Below are 22,476 nucleotides of genomic sequence, written 5' to 3' on the forward strand. Positions count from 1 at the left end.
AAAGTTTGAAATTGCGCCATGAATTATAAAAAAATGGATGCAGAAAAAAGTAAAATTACGTTATACTATAAGTATTAAGACTCAAAAAACGAAAAAAGGGGTGACAGGTGTTTTAGTATAAAGTAACTAAACACAAAGCGATGAAAAACAGCCAGAGGAAGACCTCTATTAATGTAAAGTTAAGTGTAGCATTTTTACTAGCTTTACTCGTACCTACGTTACTTATTGCGAGCAATTCATTCTTTGCTGCAAAAAAAGAGATTAGTTCTCAAATACATAATAGTGCAAAGCAGAGTGTTTTAACAATTGACGATGTTATCGATCAATATGTCGCACCGATTGTGCATGATGCGGCATACTTTGCCAAAACATTGGATGTAAAAAAAGAAGAGAAGCAAGTGATTTTAGAGCGTCTCGAACAATATTTTGAAACGAGTGATGGTATTGTTTCTTCATTTATCGGTACAACTGAAGGAGCAATGCTTCAGCATCCTGATTTAGGCTTAATGACCAACAAAGATTTTGATCCTCGTACACGTGATTGGTATAAGGCTGCAATGGCTAGCCCAGATGAAGTTATTATTTCTGAGCCCCATGAGACAGCATCTACAGGTGATTGGGTAGTAACGATTTCTAAAAAACTCGCTAATAATCAAGGTGTATTTGCAACTAATTTAAACTTAGAAGCATTACATGAGGTAGTAACGACTATTACTATTGGTAAAGAGGGTTACCCTGTCGTACTTTCGGATGGAGGAGCAGTCGTTGCCCACCCGACATTAGCAACAGGGCAAGATGTAACTGAGGAAGAGTGGGCTAAGCAGTTAACAACATTAAATGATGAAACATTTATGTACCAACTGGATAAGCAAAATACCGAAGTATTTGCTCATGTTAATGAGTTAACGAAGTGGCATGTAGGCGGTATGATGTTTACCAAAGAAGTAAATGAAGCTGTAGCACCTATTTTAAAAGTGATTTTGTTAATTCTTGTACTGTCATTAGTAGTACTGGGTGTGTATGTCTACTATATTATCCGTTCTATTGTTAAGCCGCTGCGCAATATGACTGATGTTGCTGAAGTGATGAGTGAGGGTGATTTACGCCATGAGTTAGAAGTGCGTACACGCGATGAAATTGGTATTTTAAGTCGTGCTTTCAACAGTATGAGTGATATGTTAGCCTCTATTATTGGTCATATCCAAGGTAAGTCATCATCTATTTTAGCAGCTTCTGAGGAGCTAACAGCGACAACAGAAGATAGCACAAAAGCAGTTGAACGTATTGCGAGCTCAATGGCACGTATTCAAGAAGGTATGGATGAACAAGCAGCACGCATTCAAAAAAGTGTGGCTGCTATGCAAAGTGTATCAGAGGATATTCAATTAATTTATGAGCATACCAACAAAGTAACGAATGATGCGACAACAGCTGAAAATACAGCGGATGTCGGGCATAATATCGTTCTGTCTACTGAACAACAAATGCGCAAAATTGACGGTATTATTACAGAGCTATCAAGCGATATTAGCACTGTAAATGATTATGCTACTCAAATTAATGAAATTGTGAATGTAATTACTTCAATATCTGAACAAACCAATTTACTTGCGCTAAATGCAGCGATCGAAGCGGCACGTGCAGGCGAGCATGGTAAAGGCTTTGCGGTAGTAGCTGACGAGGTACGTAAATTAGCCGAGCAAACGAATCAGTCTACAATCGAAGTACAAGATATTGTAAATGCCATTCAGCGTGAATCGACACGTTCAGTAGCTTCTATGCAACGTACAAGTGGCGAAGTAGCAAAAGGGCTCGATATGTTTATGCAAACTGAACATAATTTTATGGAAGTTAAACAGTTTATCGAAGCGATTAATCAACAACTTGATGCGGTCTTAGCTAACTCGCAAAAAATTGCAGCAAGCAGTGATAGTGTCGTTGATGATATGGAAGAAGTAGCGCGTATTTCAGATGCATCTGTTAGTGAGATGGAAACTATCGCTGAAGCAACAGAGGAGCAACTAGGTGCTATGGAGGAGATTACAGCTACTGCCGAGACGTTAGAGTCAAGCGTTGAGGAACTACAACATGAGATTACTAAATTTCAAGTGAAATAAAAAGAGTGCTTTACGAGTAATAGTGAATTTCTCAGTTGTTAACTTATAGTGAAAAGAAAAAATGTGAGGCGACTTTAGAGTCGTCTCACATTTTTAATTGCATTAACGAATTGTTACAGCTGTCCCAGCAGCTACGCACATCATCATACCTTCACGCAATGTTTCGAAGTCTAAATCTACGCCGACGATAGCGTTAGCGCCTAAAGCTTTAGCACGTTCTTCCATTTCTTTTAACGCAATCTCGCGACCTTCTGCTAATTTATCTTCGTATGCAGCACTGCGACCACCAATAATATCGGTAACAGATGCAAAAATATCACGTACCACATTGGCGCCCATAATAGCTTCACCACTTACAATACCGTGGTACGTTACAATTTCGTGCCCCTCGATTTGGGGTGTAGTTGTTACTAACAAAGTCATCACTCCTTTGTATACTATACGTATACCTTTCTAAAAGGTTCTCATAATTTTAAAAAATCCCTAAGTATGAGAGCAATCTACATACCTAGGGATAGCTTAGTTATTATTTTGTAAAGTTATCGAAGTAGCCTTGGATGAATACGATTGGTGTACCTTTGTCGCCACTACCTGAAGTTAAGTCAGCAAGAGAGCCGATTAAGTCAGTTAGTTTACGAGGTGTAGTACCTTGTGCTTCCATCGCACCTGTAAGGTCTTCGTCTTTTTCATTGATGTGTTTTTTAATCGCTGCTTCTAAGTCTGCACCGCGTAGGTTAGCAAAGTTGTTATCAGCTAAATATTTTAATTTTACTTCGTTTGGTGTGCCATCTAAGCCGTCTGTGTAAGCTGGAGATACAACAGGGTCAGCAAGCTCCCAAATTTTTCCCACTGGATCTTTAAACGCGCCGTCACCATAAATCATAACTTCAACGTCTTGACCTGTTTTTTCTTTTAACATTGCTTGGATGTTATCAACGACAGGTTGGCAGTTACGTGGGAATAATTTAACGCCGTGCTCTGTAGATTTGTTTGAGCCTAGTAAGCCGTATTGTTCATTATAGCCACTGCCGTCAATTGATTCCGCTAAAATATCATCTAATGTGAATACTTTTTCTGCACCATTTTGTTCTAAAATACGTTTTGTACGGAAACGTGTGTGGATATCACAAGTTAATACGCTCTTTGTATAAGCTAAAATTGTTTTTGGTTTTTGTGAGAACACAATCTCACATTCAGCGCCTTCAGCTGTTACTAACTCTTTGTAGTAATCAATGTAGTCAATACCGGTGAAACTGTGCTTGTTAAAGCCAAATAATTCACGGAATTGTTCTTCAGTTAATGTATCTGTCCAAGGGTTAACACCTTTTTCGTCTAACATATCTAAAGAGATTAAGTGGTTACCAACTTCATCTGAAGGGTAGCTAAGCATAATAACGACTTTTTTAGCGCCACGTGCAATACCACGTAAGCAGTTTGCGAAGCGGTTACGACTTAAGATAGGGAAAGTGATACCTACTGTATCGTCACCAAATTTATTTTTTATGTCTGTTGCAATTTGATCGATAGATGCATAGTTACCTTGTGCACGTGCTACGATTGATTCTGTAATTGCTACGATATCTTTATCTTGAATAGTGAAGCCTTCAGCTTGTGAAGCTTTTAATACGCTATCGACAACAATTTGTTCAATATTGTCGCCTTCATTAATAATAGGGCAACGAAGACCTCTTGTTACTGTACCAACTGTTCGTTCCACTAAAAATCGCTCCTTTTTACGTTTACACGTAAATAAATTTCATTACTATTGTAATATACACGCTCAAGTGCTATAAGTAAAATGAATATATTAGATATAGGGTATAAGGAGTGCTTATATGGTAAGTAAACTAGATTTATATCGTGTTTTTAGTCAAGTTGCACAAAGTGAAAGTTTCTCAAAAGCCGCGCGAGGCCTGTATTTAACACAGCCCGCTGTGAGCCAATCCATTTTACAATTAGAAGAAGAACTAGACATGCGCCTCTTTAATCGCACCCCAAAAGGTGTGACACTAACGCAAGAAGGCAAACTATTATTTGATTATGTACAATCAGCCTTGAATTTAATTGACTCTGGCGAAAAGAAAATGCAAGAGTTTAAAACATTAACAGCAGGTAAGATTGCTATTGGCGTAGGGGATACGATATCTCGTCATTTTTTGCTGCCCTATCTCGAAACCTTTCATACGCTTTATCCCGACATTAAATTTAAACTCGTTAATGGTACAACATCGGAGTTATGTCGCATTTTAAAATCAGGAGAAATTGATGTAGCAGTATGTAATTTTCCTATTGAGGATACTAAATTAACATTAATTCCTTGTGAGATTGTACAAGATACGTTTGTTTATGGTGAAAAATATAATAAGATGTTCGCTAGTCCGGTAACATTGAAAGAATTAGTAAAGTGGCCGCTTATTTTTTTAGAACAAAGCTCTAACTCTCGCAGGTATATTGATCAGTTTATGGCTTCTCACGGCATTGAAGTAGCACCTGAATTTGAACTGGGTTCACATGAATTATTGTTAGACTTTGCTAAGATTAATTTAGGCATTGCTTGTGTAACACGTGAGTTTTCAGAGGATTATTTAGCGAGTGGTATTTTAAGAGAAGTACAATTGATAGAACAAATTCCTGCAAGAGAAATTGGAATTTGTTATTTGAAGAGCGTACAGTTATCCCCAGCTTCAATGAAGTTTGTGGAAATCATTGTGAATAAGCAAGTGGATTATTTTTTACAATCTTGAGGAGGTATAGGATGGGAGAGCAACATGACCATACACATGGCGCGAATAAAAAAGTATTAGTTATTTCGTTTACTATTATTACATTGTATATGCTTGTGGAAGTATTTGGGGGACTATGGACTAATAGTTTAGCGTTGTTGTCAGATGCAGGTCATATGTTGTCGGATGCGATTTCTTTAGCTATTGCGCTTATTGCTTTTAATCTAAGCGAGCGTGCAGCAACCGCAACAAAAACGTATGGCTATAAGCGCTTCAAAATTATTGCAGCTGTAGTGAACGGTGTAACATTAATTATTGTTGCATTATTTATTTTTTCTGAAGCTGTGCAACGCTTTGCTAACCCACCAGCCGTAGCCACAACAGGTATGCTAATCATTAGTAGTATTGGGTTACTCGTTAATATTTTAGTAGCATTTATTATGATGCGCGGTGCAGATACAAAGGAAAACCTCAATATGAGGGGAGCGTTCTTGCATGTAATTAGTGATATGCTCGGCTCAGTAGGTGCGATTATTGCCGCACTTTGTATCATGTTTTTTGGCTGGGGTTTTGCTGACCCATTAGCGAGTATTATTGTAGCTGTCTTGGTATTACGTAGTGGTTATTATGTGACAAAAGCATCCGTCCATGTATTGATGGAGGGTACACCTACAAACGTAGATACTGATAAAATTTTACAGGTTATCACCGAAACGGATGGGGTAGAAGGTATACATGACTTACATTTATGGACCATTACTAGCGGTCTAAATGCGCTATCCTGTCATATTGTTGTAGCATCAACTATGACAATAGTAGAAAGTCAGGCCCTATTGCACAAACTTGAACACAAGTTAGCTGACCATAACATTCAGCATAGTACCATACAGGTAGAAACAATAGCGCATACACATACTAATGCAGTAACCTGTGCAATAGAAGGGCAACAGATGAATCATCATCACCACCACTAAAAAGGGGGATGTGTATGGACTTAAGTACAGTAACTGTTATTTTAGCGCTCTTTATTATTGCGATGTTAATTTTTTTATTGCTTACACGTCATAAAGAGCCCAAGCCACGAATTGATATTGCCACAGCTTATCCACATGTGGAAGAGTTAGTAAAACAAGCATTCGCAGCAGGAACAAATGAAGTGAAAATTGTTAAAATGGTACGTGAACAAACGGGTGCAGGTTTGCTTGAGGCAAAACTATATGTGGATGAAGTAAAAGCATCTATACAGTAAAAAAAGCAGGAAATGCGAACGTGCATTTCCTGCTTTTACTATTTAACCATGGATTCGTACATAAATCGTAAATTCATTTTCCCAGTCATAATTCGGAAGGATTTGGTACTTAATTAAACCAGGGGCTGCAAAAATATTTGTGTCGTCAGAGCCTTCTAGTACGCTAGACATAATACGTACGGGCTTTTCGAGCTAGTTGTTTTTTTCTGTGTAAAAATAATTTGTTTGTCTTCATTAATAGAATAATTAATTGCCACGGCACTATGAGGCATAGTTACAGGAAGAATTTGTGTTAATTTTTTTTGAGTGACGGTAATAGTAGGCTAGGCACACTATTATGACAAATAAAATAGGTTTTTGTTGTGCGATCAATTGGTATGAGGTGCTCGGTGAGCTGGTCTTGCGGCTCAATGAGTTTAGTGTTTAACACAGCGGCCATGCGTGGCAACTGCAGTAAGTCTTTAATTGTACCAACAGAGTCAATTTCTTTGAGTTGGTAATTAATATTTTCACTCTCTAACCACTGCACAACCTTTGTGGTGTAGACACAGGTTTTACTTAATACTAATAAGGTGAAGTCAGGTTGATTTGGTTTTAATTGAATTGCATGATGCGACACAATATCAAAAAACTCATCAGCTAAAATAGTATAGCGTACGTCTTCAAAAAATTGTACAGGTTCACTAATAATAGCGTAGCTCAACTCGTTACGACGTACCTGTCCATTAATAATCCCACTCGTTTTAATGATAAAGTTTGGGCTATTGCCTTGTTGCTGAAGCGCTTTGGCTATCACACTGCCATATAAATGAATAGATGAGCGCGACATGCCGAGGGTGATTTGTGTGGGCTGTACTAATAATTGTTGCTGTAATAACTCGTAGTGCTCACAAGTTTGGCGCAAAAAATTTTTATAAAGGATGCCCGCTTCTGTAATTTGGAGACCAAATGATGTACGTTGAAAAACTGCAGCACCAAGTTCCTGCTCCATTTTTTGTACACGTGCGGATAGTGTGGATTGGGTATAGTTAGTAGTACGAGCAGTTTGACTTAAGTTTTGTTGCTCTAAAATTAAGTTGCTCTAAAATTAAGTAGTGTAAACGATATTTTTCGATGTCCATTGTATTCTCCTATCGAAAATGCTGATATGGTGCATTCACTTTGTCGATTTCACGCTATTGCAAAATACTTATATACTTAAAATATAGCACAAGGAGGGGATGCGCTGTGCACGAAGGTTATACAATGCGAGACGCTAAGTTTTGGGGGATGGTGATTAGCTTAGGTTTAGCGTCCGCTTATATTTTTGCGGTAATGTATGCGTTTCAGCCATTATTACCGATTTTAACTAAGCAATTTGGTATTTCGATTTCGTATGCAAGTACTACAATGTCAATCATGACTGTAGGGTTAATTATTGGTCTTTTAGCGATAGGTTTTGCCTCAGATCGCTACGGCCGTGAATGGTTTGTAAAGAGTGCGATTTTAGTTGTAGCTGTGCCCTTTGTGATTTTACCGTTTGTTACCGACTTTGCCTGGGTTGTTGTACTGCGCTTCGTACAAGGCATTGCATTAGCGGGTGTAATTGCCGTAGGGCTTGCCTACTTAGGGGAAGAAATTCACCCTAAATTTAGAAGTACAGCGACAGCATTATATATTTCCTTTAATAGTATTGGCGGAATGCTCGGGCGTGTGTTAACAGGTGGGTTAGCAGAAAAACACTCGTGGGATTTTGCGCTGTATGTTTTGGCAGCTACAGGTATTGTTATTTTTATTATTGTGCTTATTTTCCTGCCAAAATCACGCAATTTTATGCCAAGTGAAGTGAGTGTAGCAAAGGATGTAAAAGGATTTTTAGTGCATTTAAAAAATCCGAAACTGGTTATCATTTTTGGCTTTGGTATGGTGTTGCAAATGACGTTTACGAGTGTTTGGACCTACTTGCCGTTCTATTTAAATGCCGCACCTTTTAACTGGAGTTTGCATCGTATTTCGTTTATTTATTTAACGTATGGTTTTGGTATTGTTGGTGCGCCTTTAGCAGGGTTTTTAGCGTCTAAAATGGGGTTGCCTATTGTCCGTACTATGGGCGTAGCCACATTAGTTATAGGGGTAATTATTACAATGCTACCTAGCACAACAGGCATTATTGTAGGGATGTGTGTGATTTGTTTAGGCTTTTTTGTAGCTCATTCATTAATGGCATCAACGGTTACAATGGAAGCTACTCATCATAAGGGAAGCGCTTCAAGTTTATACCTTGTTTCTTATTATATTGGTGTAGCGATTGGTAGCTCTGCCTTTAGTACGATATGGGAAAGCTATCACTGGCAAGGGATTACATTACTTGCAGCTAGCTTACCAATTGTTTATAGTGTGCTAACTTTAATAACGCGTAAGCCCCATAAAAAAATGACCTAGTCGCTACAGGCTAGGTCATTTTTTATTTGACGATCAGTACAGGAAGCGTAGCGTGTTTAACGATTTTTTTACTTGTGCTACCAAGTACAAGCGCACGTAAGCCATTCATTCCACGGTGCCCGACTACAATCATATCTGCTTCTTTTTCATCTGCATAACGAATAATTTCTGTTACAGGATCACCCTGTAAAATAACGATCTGGCAATGAATATTTTGTTGTTTAAGTACGGTTTCCACATTGGCGATTTTACGACGACGCTCAATTTCTTGTAAACCAGATCCGCCGCTATAGGACTTTGTCGCAAATTCTTCATCAGTTTCAGCTACATAGACAAGGTTAATGGTAGCGGGTTGGTTATGCACGAGTTTTGCGGCTTCTTTAGCAGCTCGAATCGCATTTTCGGAGCCATCAATCGCTACTACAATTTGTTTATACATCAGTATCCCCCTTATTACGTTAAGTATACAATAAATTAGAAAATACAGGAATATGCGACGGAAGGCGAGGTCGTTCGTCTATATCAATAAGGGAGGGGATGTAATGCCTAAACGCGAGCTAGAAGATTGGTATAACGCTTATAGTACAACCATTTATCAATATGTATTTTTCCTTGTGCGGGATGTAGAGCTAGCCGAGGATATCACACAGGAAACCTTTTACCGTGCATATAAGCAGGCAGCGCGCTTTCGTCAGCAGGCAAGCGTAAAAACTTGGTTGCATCGTATTGCACGTAATGCCGCGTATGATGAATTGCGACGTAAAAGGCTCATTGCTTTTGTTACATTTACAAAGCAACACGAACCTCAAATGGATGATTTAGCGCTACGCTCCTTATTAACGAAGGAGTTACATAGCAAGTTGTATCAAGCGATTTCACAACTTAAACTCGTTTATCGTGATGTACTTGTACTGCGCTATATTGAAGAGCTTTCTGTTAAGGACACCGCACAAATTTTAGGTTTTAGTGAATCTAAGGTTAAGAGTACAGCTGCACGAGCACTGCAAGCATTAACGACTATAATGAAGGAGCGTGGGTGGGATGACGAAATGGCAAGATGAGTTGCGTACTATTAAGGTGAAGCGTAGCCATAAAGAGGAGAGCTATAAAGCAATTGAAGCTCGAATTGCGACTAAATCAGCAAAGAAGTGGCCTATCCCTGCGCTGACAGCTATAGTTATGCTGGCATTACTTATTATTGCTTTGCCAATGACACCAAAACAATCCACAAGTGATAATTTAAGTGTTTATAAGGTAAGTTATAAAGCAAATCAGCACAAATATTTCGAAGCGGGTTCGCCGCTAACTTATTATGGTATTAAGACAACTGCTAATGCAGATGTTGTAGCACTAGCTAAACGCATCATTACTAAACCAGAAGAAGTTGCACCGAGTCAACTACATTATATGTATGATATTGTGGCACACACTAATCAAGGTCAGTATAACTATCGAATTGCCCTAGCAGATGATCAGTATTTTGCGATTAATCAGCACACAAATGGCGCTGTAGCCATTACGTATAATGACCAATATCTTTTTTATGAGTTATACGAAGGAGGCACTAGTGTAGTCCTGGTGATACCATTATTTTTATTACTCTTGCAAGGCTTAGCCATTATTGTGATACGTAAGCGCTATGGTCAGCCAAACTACCGATTAAGGAGTATGAAAGTTGGTGTACTTTATTTTGTTATTGCTATTATTACAAGTACGATAATGTGGAATACACCTAAATGGTTAGGGTTTACTGTACTACTACTAGTCGTAGTCGGGGATATCATTTACCGCAGACAGTATTTTATGAAGCATCAAGCCAATTACTCTGTCCATTTACAACAGCTTGTTACTATAGCTGTTAGGTTAATGATAATTAGCGTATTGTTTTTTTACCTATAAGCCTTATGCTTATAGGTTTTTTTATTTCACAAAGACGAAGTTCACGTGAATTTTATTTGTCAAAGCTTCGAACTTTAATGATTACACGATGATTTCACAGCCTTTTCAATGTTCCTTCACTTCCATTTAGTACGATGAGTAAGAAAAATGATAATTAAAAGGAGGAAAAGGAATATGAATTTCCCATCGGTGGATTATTCATGGTTTGGTAATGGCTCGGTTATTGCCTTAATTGCTATCGTACACGTCGTAATCAGCCATGGTGTTGCGATTGGTACTATCGCTTTAATGGTAACAATGGAATACCGTGCTGTGCGTACAAAAAATGCCAAGCTTGACCAGTTAGCAAAGAAAATTGCTAAATGGGTACTTATTATAACGACAACCGTAGGCGCTATGACAGGCGTTGGGATTTGGTTCTCAACAACGGTAATCCAACCAGACTCAATTGGTGCACTTTTACGTATATTCTTCTGGGCATGGGTTGCTGAGTGGGCGGTATTTATTACGGAAGTAGTACTACTTATTATTTACTATTACACATGGGATATTTGGAAGGATGGCAAAGCAAAATTACGTCACCTTAAGCTCGGTATGGTATTAGCATTTGCCTCATGGTTAACGATGGCTATTATTACGGGTGTATTAGCGGCTAAATTAACACCAGGGCTATGGTCAGAAACATTATCGTTCTGGAATGCCTTTGTGAACCCAACATACTTACCATCATTAGGTTTCCGTATGTTCTTAGCAGTAATGTTAGCAATTGCTTTATTATCGTTCTTTATTCGTTGGCGTGTAAAAGATACAGAATTACGCGGCGAAGTATTTAGCGTTTTTGGATTATGGGGCGCAATTTCCTTGCCTGCAACGTTTATTTTCGGTCTGTGGTATTTATGGGCAATTCCTGAAGAAGCGTACAATATGATTGTTTGGTCAACAGGTATGCCAGAAAACGTCTTTAAACTATTAAATGGCGTAGCATTTGCTATTTTAGTGCTATTTTTAGTTTGGGTGGTTGTTAAACCGAAAGCTGTACCATGGCTATTATCGCTTGTAGTAATGGGGGCTTCTATCGGATTCATTGGTGAATTTGAAGTCGTACGTGAGTCAATTCGTAAACCATTTATTATTTATGATTACATGTATGCTAATGGTTTATTAGCTAAGGACCGCGAAAAGTATGATGAAGAAGGCTTCTTAACCCATGCTACTTGGGCAAAAGAGAAAGAGGTAACGGCTGAAAATATGGTAGAGGCTGGTCGAGAAGTATTTATTGGCCAATGTATTACCTGTCATACTGTAGACGGATGGCGCTCTAAACGCTCACTTACTAAACGTATGGATGGTTGGGATGAAGAAGCAATGAAAGGCTTTATTCCTACGATGCACAACGTGCGTGTAGCGATGCCACCATTTATGGGCACAGATGAAGAGCTTGCTGCGCTTGCGGCTTATATTAGTACGGAGCTAAATGGTCAGCGTACAAATAACACGCAAGAGGTGAGTGCAAAATGATGTTTTTATCTACACTAATTGCACCGGATAATCAATTGCCGATTCCAGCGAATATTGGTTTATTAGAAGTGCTAATCGTCGTAACATTTATGTTGCATATCGTATTTGTCAATTTTACAATTTCATTAACTGCAGGGGCTGTCGGTTTAGAGGCAGCCGGCATGATTAAGAAGAATCCAATTATGGATAAGATGGCACAAATCGCTTCATTCCATGCTTCGATTCATAAAAGTATTGCCGTTGTACTAGGCGTAGGGCCGTTACTGATGGTAAGTGTAATTTATACACAGTATTTTTATGCTTCGACTATTTTAATAGGTAAAGCTTGGTTAAGCGTATTAATTTTATTAATTGTAGCTTTCCTATTGCTATATCTCTATAAATTTACGTGGGATAAATGGCAAAATAAAAAAGCATTACACTTATTTGTAGGCTTTTTAGCAATGGCTATTTTATTTTTTGTACCATTAATTTTTATCGTCAATGTAGTGTCAATGCTTTATCCAGAACAATGGGCAACAGCGAATGGTTTCTTCCATAGCTTATTCCACTACCCGCAAATTTGGCAGCGTTACTTACATTTCATGCTAGCTAGTTTAGCAACAGGTGGCTTCTACTTCTTTATTTACTTCGGCTATAAGAAACGTCGCGGTGCTACGTTAACTCCTGCTGAACAAGCAGCTAAAGTATTCGGAGTAAAAGTAGGCTTTTGGGTAACAGTCGTACAATTAGTTGCTGGTTTCTTGTTATTATTTTCATTCAAAAAAGAAATTCGTATGTTGTATTTAGGTGAAGATCTGTTGTTAACGAGCTTGCTCGTATTGTCGATTATTTTAACAATCATATTATGCGCTTGCTTATTTACAGCAGGACAGAAGGACTCATCTAAAGCGTTTATGGCATCGCTTATTACTTTCGTATTTATTATCGGTGTTATGGGATGGATGCGTCATGAGTTACGTGAGGCGTATTTACAACCTTATTTAGATGACAATCCACGTACGACAGACTACACAGTAATTGATAAAGGAAACGAAAAATAGGGTGGATAAAACGTTAGCGAGAAAATTTCTTGCTAGCGTTTTTATTTTCATCAAGCAAAAAGAAAGGGATTGGAAATACATAAAGCAGAAAAAATGATACATTAAAAATATTTTACTTGCTTTTTATAGCTTTTGTGTGAAAATTAAGATAAGTAAGAAAGTGTTAGGTAATAGTTGTGCTGTACAAGTAAAGTGTAGTAGTACAATAATTTCCTAAAAACAGTATAGACGAAAAAACATTACTGCTGTACAATAGCCTATGGAAAACAAACAGAAAAATATCTATATTCATTATATTCTGAAAATATAGATAATAGTATTGTGTATTTCTTGTACTACGTATATAATTGTCAGAAATATCACACTTTTACGAAAACATCTTTGAGGGGGATTAATTATGACAGAGACAAACAAATTTAAAAAAGTAGGATCTTTAGTATTAGCTTCATCTTTAGTAATGGGCGCGTTAGCTGGCTGTGGTGCTAAAAATGAAGGCGATACAGCAACTGGTGGAGATAGCGGTAAGAGCTCTGGTGGAGATACGATTAAAATTGGCGCTAACTTAGAATTATCAGGCCCAGTGGCATCTTACGGCTCATCTATTGGACAAGGTGCCGAACTGGCAGTTAAAGAAATTAACGATGCGGGCGGTATTGATGGTAAAAAAATTGAACTCGTTAAGCTAGACAATAAATCAGAAAACGCAGAGTCTGTAGCGCAAGCGATGAAATTAGCTACGCAAGAAAAAGTAGTAGCTATGCTTTCACCAGCTACTTCAGGTAATACGATCGCAACTGTACAAATTGCTAACGAACAAAAAATCCCTACAATCGGTGCAGCAGCGACTGCCCCAAATGTGACAATTAATGAGGATGGCTCTTTAAATGACTATGCATTCCGCACATGTTTCATTGACCCATTCCAAGGTACAGTAGCAGCTAACTTTGCTGTGGATGAGTTAGACTCAAAAAATGTAGCAATCTTTGCAGATAATGCATCTGACTACGCTAAAGGTTTAGCTGCTTCATTTAAAGAAACAATCGCTGAAAAGGGCGGTAAAGTAGTAGCGGAAGAAGCGTATGTTGCTAAAGATACTGACTTTAAAACGACGTTAACACGTATTAAAGCAGCTAAGCCTGACTTTATCTTTATTCCGGGCTATTACGAAGAGGTAGGTTTAATTGTTAAACAAGCACGCGAACTTGGTATCGACGTACCATTAATGGGTGCAGACGGCTGGGATTCACCTAAACTTGTAGAACTAGCGGGCGCAGATGCGTTAAATAAAACGTATATTACGAACCACTATTCAGCGGAAGACCCAGACAAAAAAATCCAAGACTTTGTAACAGCATTTAAAAAAGAGTATAGCGATAAATCACCAGACGCATTTAACGCATTAGGCTATGATAGCGTGTACTTCTTAAAAGATGCAATTGAGCGTGCAGGTTCTACTGATGGCGAAGCAATTAAAAAAGCTTTAGAAGAAACAAAAGATCTTACATTAGTAACAGGTACTTTCTCAGTTGACGAAAACCACAACCCAGTTAAAACAGCAACAGTTCTCGAATTCGTAGACGGTAAACAGAAATTCAACTCTAAAGTTAATCCGTAAACAAATGGGTATGTATGGGGGCGAGCAACTTCGCCCTCTTTTTTCGGTTGTAGCAAGTATAAGGGAGTGAATAATATGGAATGGATACAACAGTTAATCAACGGGATTTCAATAGGTAGTATTTATGCCTTAATTGCATTAGGCTATACGATGGTTTACGGGATTATTAAATTAATTAACTTTGCCCACGGTGATGTGTTCATGGTAGGCGCCTTTATCGGATTTTATGCGATTGCGAAATGGGAAATGAACTTTTTTGCAGCACTGCTTCTAGCAATGATGCTATGTGCAGTTTTTGGTGTAATTATTGAGCGAGTTGCTTATAAACGTTTGCGTAACTCAACACGTATTGCCGCTTTAATTACAGCAATCGGTGTGTCTTTACTTATCGAATACACAGTCGTGTTTTTCAGAGGAGCGCAGTTGGAGTCTTATCCAAAAACGATTGAAAATAAAACAATTACGATTTTAGGTGCACAAATTGGTACACATTCTATTTTAATTTTATCAGTGTCAATTGGTTTAATGATATTACTACAGTTTATTGTACAAAAAACAAAGATTGGTAAGGCGATGCGTGCGGTATCACATGATGCAGACGCAGCGAGATTAATGGGTATTAACGTAGATAATACTATTTCAGCTACTTTTGCAATTGGTTCATCATTAGCAGGTGCTGCAGGTGTAATTTTCGGTTTATATTATACGAAAATTGACCCGTTTATGGGTGTTATTCCAGGGCTTAAAGCTTTTATTGCTGCAGTATTAGGTGGTATTGGTATTATTCCAGGCGCGATGGTAGGCGGCATGTTATTAGGTGTAGTAGAAACTGTCGTAAGCGCATTAGGTTTCTCTTTATGGCGAGATGCAGCAGCCTTTATTATTTTAATATTAATTTTAGTATTCAAACCAGAGGGCATCTTCGGTAAAAATGCTCGCGAGAAAGTGTAGGTGACGAAAACGATGAAAAAATCAAAAATCTTTTGGGGTTATCTCGTGTTAGCATTAGTCATCTATGGTGTAGGACAAGCGCTAATTTCGATGAACGTCATTGACTTGTACTATCAAAATATGTTGATTACGATGTGTATCAATTTAATGCTAGCAGTCAGTTTACATCTTGTCATTGGGATTACGGGACAGTTTTCAATTGGTCACGCAGGCTTTTTAGCTGTCGGTGCTTATGTATCGGCTATTGTTACGATGAAACTTGGCATGCCATTTATTGTCGCAATTTTAGCAGGCGCGATTGTGGCGATGCTAGCAGGTCTATTAGTAGGTATTCCTACATTACGTTTAAAGGGTGATTATTTAGCAATTGCTACACTCGGATTTGCAGAAATTATTCGTATTGTAATTTTAAATATCGATTATGTTGGTGGGGCAGCGGGTATGCAAGTAAGCCATATGACAACTTGGACATACGCTTTCTTTACAGCGCTTATTACAGTAATCGTTATTTCAAATTTCACCAAGTCACGCCATGGACGTGCGTGTATTTCGATTCGCGAAGACGAAATTGCTTCAGATGCAATGGGCATTAACACGACTTATTATAAAGTAGCAGCTTTTGCCATTGGTGCTTTCTTTGCTGGTGTAGCAGGAGCTATCTTTGCTCATAATACGTATATTATTCAGCCAGCATCTTTCGGGTTTTTAAAATCATTTGATATTTTAATCTTTGTTGTCCTTGGTGGTCTCGGTAGTTTATCAGGATCTGTTATTTCAGCTATTTTATTAACGTTCGTTTCGGCATACTTAGCTAACTTCCCAGAGACGCGTATGATTATTTATAGCCTTGTATTAATTTTAGTAATGCTATATCGTCCTACAGGATTAATGGGCACAAAGGAAATTACAGATCTCTTCAAGTCAAAGAAAAAAGGAGGTATGACGCATGACGAGTAATACATTATTACAAGTGGAAAACATGGGGATTACTTTCGGGGGATTAAAAGCCGTACAAGGTGTAAATATGGTGTTACAACAAGGAGAGCTTGTTGGGTTAATTGGACCAAATGGTGCGGGAAAAACGACAAGCTTTAATATGTTAACAGGTGTATATAAACCGACAGAAGGCAATATTACTTTTGATGGAAATTTATTGAATGGTAAGCAACCTTACCAAGTAACCCGCAGCGGTATAAGCCGTACTTTCCAAAACATTCGTTTATTTAAAGATTTATCGGTATTAGATAATGTAAAGGTAGCCAATCATTCGTTAGCGAAGCATACCATTTTATCTTCCATTTTTCGCTTGCCGACACATTTTTCAGGCGAGGCAAAGATGGAACAAGAATCATTAGCTTTTCTAAAGATTTTTGGGCTTGATAAATATAAAGATGAATTGGCCAAAAATTTACCTTATGGAATGCAACGACGTTTAGAAATTGCACGTGCGCTAGCCGCAAAACCTAAGTTACTTTTATTAGATGAACCCGCAGCTGGTATGAATCCGCAAGAAACACAAGATTTAATGGAGCTCATCGCTTTTATTCGTAAGGAATTTGGTTTGACGATTTTATTAATTGAGCATGATATGAACTTAGTCATGGGAATTTGCGAACGTATTTATGTGCTCGATCATGGGCAACTTATTGCAGAAGGTACGCCGCTAGAAATTCGTAATAATCCTAAAGTAATTGAAGCGTATTTAGGTGAGGAGGTCGTTGATTAATGCTAATTGTAAATGACATTGATGTATACTACGGGAATATCCAAGCATTAAAGGGACTTTCCTTAGAAGTAAATGAAGGTGAAATAGTTACGTTAATCGGTGCCAATGGAGCAGGTAAAAGTACGCTCCTTCAAACGCTATCAGGGTTATTAAAGCCAAAGCGTGGAGGGATTGAGTATTTAGGAGAGTCCATTGCAGGCAAGCCCGCTCAATCGATCGTGAAGGCAGGTATTTCTCATGTGCCAGAAGGTCGACGTGTATTTGCTAATATGTCAGTTGAAGAAAACTTAGATTTAGGTGCTTATTTACGTAAAGACCGCGATGGAATCGCTAAAGATTTGCAACATGTTTATGAGTTATTCCCAAGGCTTTATGAGCGACGTAAACAACAGTCTGGTACTTTATCCGGTGGTGAGCAACAGATGCTCGCGATGGGAAGAGCTATTATGGCCAAGCCAAAATTATTATTACTAGACGAACCTTCTATGGGATTAGCGCCATTGATGGTGAAAAATATTTTCAGTATCATTGAAACGATTAATCAAGAGGGGACGACCATTTTACTCGTAGAACAAAATGCGAATATGGCACTGTCAATCGCTAACCGTGCTTATGTACTTGAAACAGGCAAAATCGTATTATCGGGTACAGCTAAAGCATTGCAGGAAAGTGAAGAAGTAAAGGCAGCTTATTTAGGCGGCTTATAATATAAGGTGGAATAAGACTTTGTCCATTGTCCCATTTTTCTGTACAATTACGTTGAGGTGATGGTAATGATACAAATAAAACCGCTTCAAAAAGCACATATGAAAAGCTATCTACGTGCAACAGAAGATGAGGAAATACGTTATTTAACAGGTACAAAGTCAACGTTTACTTTGGCTCAGATTGAAGCATATTACGATCGTATTAGCGTAGATAATACACGTAAAGATTATGCGATTTGTTTAGGCGACGAAGTGATAGGAGATTTCACCTTAATGGATATCGATACAGAGAACCATTCAGTAGGTTTTAGAATAGCGTTACATGATCGAACGAAATTTGGTAAAGGTTACGGTAGTGCTGCTGTAAGAGAAGCGCTACGTATTGCATTTGAAGAATTAGATTTACATCGTGTACAATTAGAAGTGTATAATCATAATCCACGAGCAATTGCAGTATACGAAAAGGTAGGATTTGTTAAAGAGGGAGTACTACGTGATGCGATTTGTTTAGATGGCGTCTATCATGATGAGATTATTATGAGCGTCTTACGAACAGAGTATTCATCTTAATGAAAAAAATCATCATTTCTAAAGAGATGATGATTTTTTTTACTTAATTTTTAGGTGTGTAGTTCAGTAGCTCAAACAATGTAGTTCGTTCATGGTCTGTTAAATCACGCCACTGCCCTACTTTTAAATTGCCGATTTTAATATTCATAATACGAATTCGTTGAAGGCGTTGCACATTATAGCCTAGTGTAGAACACATGCGGCGGATTTGACGGTTTAACCCTTGTTCTAAAATAATACGAAAAACATTTCTTGAGATTTTTTCGACTCGACAAGGCAGTGTCGTCGTATCTAAAATATCCACGCCTGCGCTCATCTTTTTAATGAAATCATCAGTAATAGGCTTATCAACTTGCACAATATATTCTTTTTCGTGATGATTTTCAGCACGCAAAATTTTATTGACGATGTCACCGTCATTTGTTAACAATAGCAGCCCTTCAGAATCTTTGTCCAAGCGTCCAATATGAAAGATGCGTAGCGGATGGTTAACAAAGTCTACCACATTACCTTTAATGTGTTGTTCGGTTGTACTAGTAATGCCTACAGGTTTATTAAGTACGAGGTAAACGAGTTCTGTTTGACGCTTTACAATTTTACCGTCTACGCGTACTTCATCACCATCGTTTACTTGGCTACCAAGAGTAGCATGCTCACCATTAATCGTAATGCGCTTGTCTTCAATCCATTTATCTGCGCCACGGCGTGATGTTACACCTGTTTCACTTAAAAATTTATTAATACGCAAAATAATCACCTATCTAGTTATAGTTTGTCTCTAGTATACACGAAACTAAAGTAACGTGAACAAGGAGTGGTACAATGCAAACAAAATTGTTAATTCGTAGATATTATGACTTGAAAAATAGTCGCGTCGCTCATCCTAGTGTAGCGATGGCGATGGCTATGAAATATATATTAGAAAAAATCGAATTTCAGCCTCTCGTTCATTTACGAATTAAGCAAGATGACCATGATAGCCAAATACTCAGCTATGTACAGCCGGTTATTATGGCTGACCCATATCCTGAGATTAGATATTTAATGATAAAAGATTACTACATAATGCTAGGGGAGTTGACCAATTTACCCCCTAATGTTCGTGCGTTAGCTGCGGGTTATATTTTAAATAGGGCGCATATATTACGAGCTTATAGATGTTATAAAGCAGTGCCACATAAATCAAAAGCTAGCGGTCAGTTAGATATTTTTATTTTCGCCGTATTATTAACAAGAGATAAGAAGAATGTAAAAGCCTGTGTTGCCACGGTGAAACAATATATCATGTATTTACAGCGCTATGATTATGCGATGAGCAATGAACTTATTATCGTTGCTTTCGGTTTAGCTTTACAATTTGATTCTTTTCAACATCATTTTATGCAACGACTTCTTAGAAAAAAAGACATGTTGCTAGCGTTTGGCTTTTCTAATCGAAAAACGATGTATGTGTTAAGTAGCATTCTTACAATGGCTGATATTACACATAAAAACTTTATAAATATTATGTTAAACTATAACGATTTACAGGCGCGACAACCGTTCTTAGTGTATAAACCGATTACTTTATTAAATTCTTTTCAAAATACGGTGCATGCGGTATATAGCAGTAAGAGAAATCGATTAACACCTCAACAATACGAAAAGGTTACTACGTATATTTATGTCTATCAAGTGTTGTTAGCTTATACTATGCATTAAATGTTTCATGTGGAACACTTTATAAGTATAACTATGCTACTTAAATGACAACTATTTTGAAATAATAAAATAGTGTTGATTTATCTATAGTCTTATAGGTAAGATTGACATAAGCATATTTTGCAAAGGGGTGTTATGCTATGCACACAAATAAAGTGCCTATGGGGCATTCAAGAACGATTCAGAGTCATTTGATTTTACCGCCTGATACGAATCATCATAAAACTATTTTTGGTGGCAAAGTCTTAGCGTATATTGATGAAATTGCGGCGATTACTTCGATGAAGCATGCGCAAGGTGAAGTAGTTACAGCTTCAATTGACTCTGTAGATTTTTTATCACCTGCTCGCGAAGGTGATATTATAGAACTAGAAGGTATTGTAGCTTCGACGGGACGTACATCAATGGAAGTTTATGTGCGCGTTGTTTCACGCAATTTAATGACAGGAGAAGAACAACTAACTACAGAGTCTTTTGTAACAATGGTAGCTGTTGATAGTGAAGGTCATCCGAGGGAGGTACCGAGTGTTTATCCCGAAACAGAAGTTGAGCAACGTCTATTTAATACAGGGCCAGCGCGCCGTGACCATCGTAAGAAGAAGCGTATGATTACGCATAAGTAATAACCTTGAGCTGCAACCATAAGAGGGTGCAGCTTTTTTAGTATAAAAATCCCCCTAGAAGCAAGTGGTAACTTAAAGCTTTTAGGGGGATTTGTCAATCTTCGCTTAATTGGCTAACTACTTCAATGAGCGCGTCAGATGAAGTAGCGACTAAGCTAGCAGCTTGTGACATATCAGTAATTAAGCGCGAAATTTTAGTAATGTCTTGAGAAGTACTTAAATATTGATCTTGAATACCTGAAACGGCAGTAGTAATAGCACCGAAAGATTCTGATAGGCGTGACTGTGTATCTACACTTTGATGAATTTGAGCATCCACATTTGTTACAGATGTGGCCATAGATGTAATATTCATTTCTGTATCATTAATGAGGTGTGAAACATTTTGAACAGCTTTTTTTGTTTCTTCAGCTAGCTTACGTACCTCATCAGCTACGACAGCGAAACCTTTACCGTGCTCTCCTGCACGTGCCGCTTCAATCGACGCATTTAAAGCAAGTAGGTTAGTTTGATCTGCAATATTCGTTACTAAGTTAACAATTTCAGAAATTTTATTAGATGATTCACGTAGTTTATTCATTGTGACATCTAATTCATTGACACTCGTTAAAATAATATGCATTAATTCGTTTTGTTCATGTAACTCAACTTGACCGTGTTTTGCTTTATGCTCAGTTTCTGCAACTAAAGCTAGACCTTGTTCAGTTGCCTTAGCAATTGCGTCTGTCTCTGCAGAAATTTCGTGAAGGGAAGCAGTCGTTTCCTCACTAATAGCATTGAGTTCTTGAGCCGTACTTTGAATGGTATTTACGATGCCTTGCTTTGTATGCTGTATGCGATCCCGTGCTTGCTTTTCCACATCTTCATAGGCTTCGATAACTAGCTGTTGCTCTAAGTTAATAATTTTAGTAAAAGCAGCAATTGCTTTTTTAGCATCTTCATGTGATAAATTCATAGACGTTAGTAGATTAATAAATGTAGTGATTAATGATTGAAAAGAACCGAGATACCACTTAGATTGCAGACCGATGCGTACATGAGTTGAGGCGATGCGCTGACGATCTTTAATGTAAGCGTCGTCAATACTGCCTTCAAAAATCCCACTAATATGACGATGCAATGTAATTTTAAGGCGCTCGATTTGTGAGTATGTATTGATGATAGAAGCGAGTTCGCTATTCGCACTCACACCTTCATAAAATCGATCTACCATTACAGGAATCGCTTGTTGTATTTGAGGTTGTAACTGCTTTAAAATCGCTAAATCTTCTTTCGTTAGCTCTAATAAGTGTAGCTGTTTTTGAATAGAAGGGTAACGAGAAAGGTCAATATGTACTTGTGATAAATAATCAGATGGTAATAAAACTGTTTGTGGTGTTGTATCTTTAGTAAACCAGCGCATATAATGACTCCCTTTAAATGAAAATTATAGTTGGATGAAATGAATAGAAATAAGTAGTTATGACAAGAATTCAGTCGTAAAATACAAAAAGTAAGTTATAAGAGAAGCAGTTATTAGTAATAATAGCAATACATGATTAAAAAATCTATGACCTATGCTATACTTATTAGATTAATTATAGTATAAAGCAACGAGTAGTGCGCAAAAAACA

General features: G+C 37.8%; 23 protein-coding genes. 17 read left to right on the forward strand and 6 right to left on the reverse strand.

Annotation, left to right across the window (positions count from 1 at the left end):
- Positions 1-140: 140 nt before the first annotated feature.
- Positions 141-2,117, forward strand: coding sequence for a methyl-accepting chemotaxis protein (locus DDE80_RS01510; protein WP_108305928.1), 1,977 nt, complete (start codon positions 141-143; stop codon positions 2,115-2,117).
- A 102-nt stretch (positions 2,118-2,219) separates the two neighbouring features.
- Here the strand turns inward: DDE80_RS01510 and DDE80_RS01515 are convergent, their stop codons facing one another.
- Complete coding sequence (locus tag DDE80_RS01515; protein ID WP_108305929.1) at positions 2,220-2,534, reverse strand: YbjQ family protein; 315 nt, start codon at positions 2,532-2,534, stop codon at positions 2,220-2,222.
- Positions 2,535-2,643: 109 nt separating this feature from the next.
- Positions 2,644-3,834, reverse strand: a complete 1,191-nt coding sequence (locus DDE80_RS01520; RefSeq protein ID WP_108305930.1) for a coenzyme F420-0:L-glutamate ligase — start codon at positions 3,832-3,834, stop codon at positions 2,644-2,646.
- Between the two features lie 118 nt (positions 3,835-3,952).
- Here DDE80_RS01520 and DDE80_RS01525 point away from each other — a divergent pair, with 118 nt between their 5' ends.
- From DDE80_RS01525 to DDE80_RS01535, 3 genes are read left to right on the forward strand one after another with little or no spacing between them, the layout of a single operon-like run.
- Positions 3,953-4,861: a LysR family transcriptional regulator gene (locus DDE80_RS01525; RefSeq protein ID WP_108305931.1), complete on the forward strand. Its 909-nt coding sequence runs from the start codon at positions 3,953-3,955 to the stop codon at positions 4,859-4,861.
- A gap of 11 nt (positions 4,862-4,872) precedes the next feature.
- On the forward strand, positions 4,873-5,814 hold the full coding sequence (locus DDE80_RS01530) for a cation diffusion facilitator family transporter (protein ID WP_108305932.1): 942 nt from the start codon (positions 4,873-4,875) through the stop codon (positions 5,812-5,814).
- 14 nt (positions 5,815-5,828) lie between these two features.
- The gene (locus DDE80_RS01535) at positions 5,829-6,089 is read left to right on the forward strand and encodes a ribosomal protein L7/L12 (RefSeq protein ID WP_161952247.1); all 261 of its coding nucleotides are present in this window, start codon (positions 5,829-5,831) and stop codon (positions 6,087-6,089) included.
- A gap of 292 nt (positions 6,090-6,381) precedes the next feature.
- On the opposite strand, the gene DDE80_RS01540 is transcribed toward DDE80_RS01535, so the two are convergent.
- Positions 6,382-7,161: a LysR family transcriptional regulator gene (locus DDE80_RS01540; protein WP_108305934.1), complete on the reverse strand. Its 780-nt coding sequence runs from the start codon at positions 7,159-7,161 to the stop codon at positions 6,382-6,384.
- Positions 7,162-7,316: 155 nt separating this feature from the next.
- On the opposite strand from DDE80_RS01540, the gene DDE80_RS01545 reads away from it, so the two are divergent.
- The gene (locus DDE80_RS01545) at positions 7,317-8,510 is read left to right on the forward strand and encodes an MFS transporter (protein WP_235612251.1); all 1,194 of its coding nucleotides are present in this window, start codon (positions 7,317-7,319) and stop codon (positions 8,508-8,510) included.
- A gap of 22 nt (positions 8,511-8,532) precedes the next feature.
- Here the strand turns inward: DDE80_RS01545 and DDE80_RS01550 are convergent, their stop codons facing one another.
- Complete coding sequence (locus DDE80_RS01550; protein WP_108305935.1) at positions 8,533-8,949, reverse strand: universal stress protein; 417 nt, start codon at positions 8,947-8,949, stop codon at positions 8,533-8,535.
- 103 nt (positions 8,950-9,052) lie between these two features.
- Between DDE80_RS01550 and DDE80_RS01555 the strand changes: the two genes are divergently transcribed.
- The 10 genes from DDE80_RS01555 to DDE80_RS01600 all read left to right on the forward strand — a co-directional run bounded on the left by DDE80_RS01555 (position 9,053) and on the right by DDE80_RS01600 (position 18,539).
- Positions 9,053-9,571 carry an RNA polymerase sigma factor gene (locus DDE80_RS01555; RefSeq protein WP_161952248.1) on the forward strand — a complete coding sequence of 173 codons (519 nt, stop codon included), beginning with the start codon at positions 9,053-9,055 and terminating at the stop codon, positions 9,569-9,571.
- Entirely contained in the window at positions 9,552-10,409 is an 858-nt protein-coding gene (locus DDE80_RS01560; protein ID WP_108305937.1) for a hypothetical protein, read from the forward strand. Before DDE80_RS01555 ends, DDE80_RS01560 begins: the two co-directional genes overlap by 20 nt.
- Positions 10,410-10,583: 174 nt before the next feature.
- Complete coding sequence (locus tag DDE80_RS01565; RefSeq protein WP_108305938.1) at positions 10,584-11,927, forward strand: c-type cytochrome; 1,344 nt, start codon at positions 10,584-10,586, stop codon at positions 11,925-11,927.
- Positions 11,924-12,970 carry a cytochrome c class I gene (locus DDE80_RS01570; protein WP_108305939.1) on the forward strand — a complete coding sequence of 349 codons (1,047 nt, stop codon included), beginning with the start codon at positions 11,924-11,926 and terminating at the stop codon, positions 12,968-12,970. The genes DDE80_RS01565 and DDE80_RS01570 overlap by 4 nt, the downstream gene beginning before the upstream one ends.
- 397 nt (positions 12,971-13,367) lie before the next feature.
- The gene (locus DDE80_RS01575; protein ID WP_108305940.1) at positions 13,368-14,585 is read left to right on the forward strand and encodes an ABC transporter substrate-binding protein; all 1,218 of its coding nucleotides are present in this window, start codon (positions 13,368-13,370) and stop codon (positions 14,583-14,585) included.
- Positions 14,586-14,660: 75 nt separating this feature from the next.
- Positions 14,661-15,536: a branched-chain amino acid ABC transporter permease gene (locus DDE80_RS01580; protein ID WP_108305941.1), complete on the forward strand. Its 876-nt coding sequence runs from the start codon at positions 14,661-14,663 to the stop codon at positions 15,534-15,536.
- Between the two features lie 12 nt (positions 15,537-15,548).
- Complete coding sequence (locus DDE80_RS01585) at positions 15,549-16,493, forward strand: branched-chain amino acid ABC transporter permease (protein ID WP_108305942.1); 945 nt, start codon at positions 15,549-15,551, stop codon at positions 16,491-16,493.
- A complete protein-coding gene (locus DDE80_RS01590) occupies positions 16,483-17,262 on the forward strand; it encodes an ABC transporter ATP-binding protein (protein WP_108305943.1) in 780 nt (259 codons plus the stop codon). The genes DDE80_RS01585 and DDE80_RS01590 overlap by 11 nt, the downstream gene beginning before the upstream one ends.
- Positions 17,262-17,969 (forward strand): ABC transporter ATP-binding protein, encoded by a 708-nt coding sequence (locus DDE80_RS01595; protein WP_108305944.1) that lies wholly within the window; start codon positions 17,262-17,264, stop codon positions 17,967-17,969. The genes DDE80_RS01590 and DDE80_RS01595 overlap by 1 nt, the downstream gene beginning before the upstream one ends.
- Before the next feature lie 66 nt (positions 17,970-18,035).
- On the forward strand, positions 18,036-18,539 hold the full coding sequence (locus tag DDE80_RS01600) for a GNAT family N-acetyltransferase (protein ID WP_235612252.1): 504 nt from the start codon (positions 18,036-18,038) through the stop codon (positions 18,537-18,539).
- Positions 18,540-18,582: 43 nt separating this feature from the next.
- Here the strand turns inward: DDE80_RS01600 and rluF are convergent, their stop codons facing one another.
- Positions 18,583-19,287: a 23S rRNA pseudouridine(2604) synthase RluF gene (gene rluF / locus DDE80_RS01605; protein WP_108305946.1), complete on the reverse strand. Its 705-nt coding sequence runs from the start codon at positions 19,285-19,287 to the stop codon at positions 18,583-18,585.
- Positions 19,288-19,361: 74 nt separating this feature from the next.
- Here rluF and DDE80_RS01610 point away from each other — a divergent pair, with 74 nt between their 5' ends.
- Together DDE80_RS01610 and DDE80_RS01615 are read left to right on the forward strand one after the other, a co-directional pair.
- Positions 19,362-20,240 (forward strand): hypothetical protein, encoded by an 879-nt coding sequence (locus tag DDE80_RS01610; RefSeq protein ID WP_108305947.1) that lies wholly within the window; start codon positions 19,362-19,364, stop codon positions 20,238-20,240.
- A gap of 140 nt (positions 20,241-20,380) precedes the next feature.
- A complete protein-coding gene (locus tag DDE80_RS01615; RefSeq protein ID WP_108305948.1) occupies positions 20,381-20,863 on the forward strand; it encodes an acyl-CoA thioesterase in 483 nt (160 codons plus the stop codon).
- 94 nt (positions 20,864-20,957) lie between these two features.
- Here the strand turns inward: DDE80_RS01615 and DDE80_RS01620 are convergent, their stop codons facing one another.
- A complete protein-coding gene (locus DDE80_RS01620) occupies positions 20,958-22,265 on the reverse strand; it encodes a globin-coupled sensor protein (protein WP_108305949.1) in 1,308 nt (435 codons plus the stop codon).
- Positions 22,266-22,476: the final 211 nt, after the last annotated feature.

The organism is Metalysinibacillus jejuensis, from assembly GCF_003057615.1.
Taxonomy (GTDB): domain Bacteria; phylum Bacillota; class Bacilli; order Bacillales_A; family Planococcaceae; genus Metalysinibacillus; species Metalysinibacillus jejuensis.

Bases quoted from the DNA above. Each gene is read 5' to 3' on its own strand.
- DDE80_RS01575 (WP_108305940.1), top strand. From the start codon at position 13,368: ATGACAGAGACAAACAAATTTAAAAAAGTAGGATCTTTAGTATTAGCT.
- DDE80_RS01590 (WP_108305943.1), top strand. From the start codon at position 16,483: ATGACGAGTAATACATTATTACAAGTGGAAAACATGGGGATTACTTTC.
- DDE80_RS01510 (WP_108305928.1), top strand. From the start codon at position 141: ATGAAAAACAGCCAGAGGAAGACCTCTATTAATGTAAAGTTAAGTGTA.
- DDE80_RS01585 (WP_108305942.1), top strand. From the start codon at position 15,549: ATGAAAAAATCAAAAATCTTTTGGGGTTATCTCGTGTTAGCATTAGTC.
- DDE80_RS01525 (WP_108305931.1), top strand. From the start codon at position 3,953: ATGGTAAGTAAACTAGATTTATATCGTGTTTTTAGTCAAGTTGCACAA.
- DDE80_RS01620 (WP_108305949.1), bottom strand. From the start codon at position 22,265: ATGCGCTGGTTTACTAAAGATACAACACCACAAACAGTTTTATTACCA.
- DDE80_RS01550 (WP_108305935.1), bottom strand. From the start codon at position 8,949: ATGTATAAACAAATTGTAGTAGCGATTGATGGCTCCGAAAATGCGATT.
- DDE80_RS01560 (WP_108305937.1), top strand. From the start codon at position 9,552: ATGACGAAATGGCAAGATGAGTTGCGTACTATTAAGGTGAAGCGTAGC.
- DDE80_RS01600 (WP_235612252.1), top strand. From the start codon at position 18,036: ATGATACAAATAAAACCGCTTCAAAAAGCACATATGAAAAGCTATCTA.
- DDE80_RS01595 (WP_108305944.1), top strand. From the start codon at position 17,262: ATGCTAATTGTAAATGACATTGATGTATACTACGGGAATATCCAAGCA.
- DDE80_RS01580 (WP_108305941.1), top strand. From the start codon at position 14,661: ATGGAATGGATACAACAGTTAATCAACGGGATTTCAATAGGTAGTATT.
- DDE80_RS01615 (WP_108305948.1), top strand. From the start codon at position 20,381: ATGCACACAAATAAAGTGCCTATGGGGCATTCAAGAACGATTCAGAGT.
- DDE80_RS01535 (WP_161952247.1), top strand. From the start codon at position 5,829: ATGGACTTAAGTACAGTAACTGTTATTTTAGCGCTCTTTATTATTGCG.
- DDE80_RS01530 (WP_108305932.1), top strand. From the start codon at position 4,873: ATGGGAGAGCAACATGACCATACACATGGCGCGAATAAAAAAGTATTA.
- DDE80_RS01555 (WP_161952248.1), top strand. From the start codon at position 9,053: ATGCCTAAACGCGAGCTAGAAGATTGGTATAACGCTTATAGTACAACC.
- DDE80_RS01570 (WP_108305939.1), top strand. From the start codon at position 11,924: ATGATGTTTTTATCTACACTAATTGCACCGGATAATCAATTGCCGATT.
- DDE80_RS01610 (WP_108305947.1), top strand. From the start codon at position 19,362: ATGCAAACAAAATTGTTAATTCGTAGATATTATGACTTGAAAAATAGT.
- DDE80_RS01565 (WP_108305938.1), top strand. From the start codon at position 10,584: ATGAATTTCCCATCGGTGGATTATTCATGGTTTGGTAATGGCTCGGTT.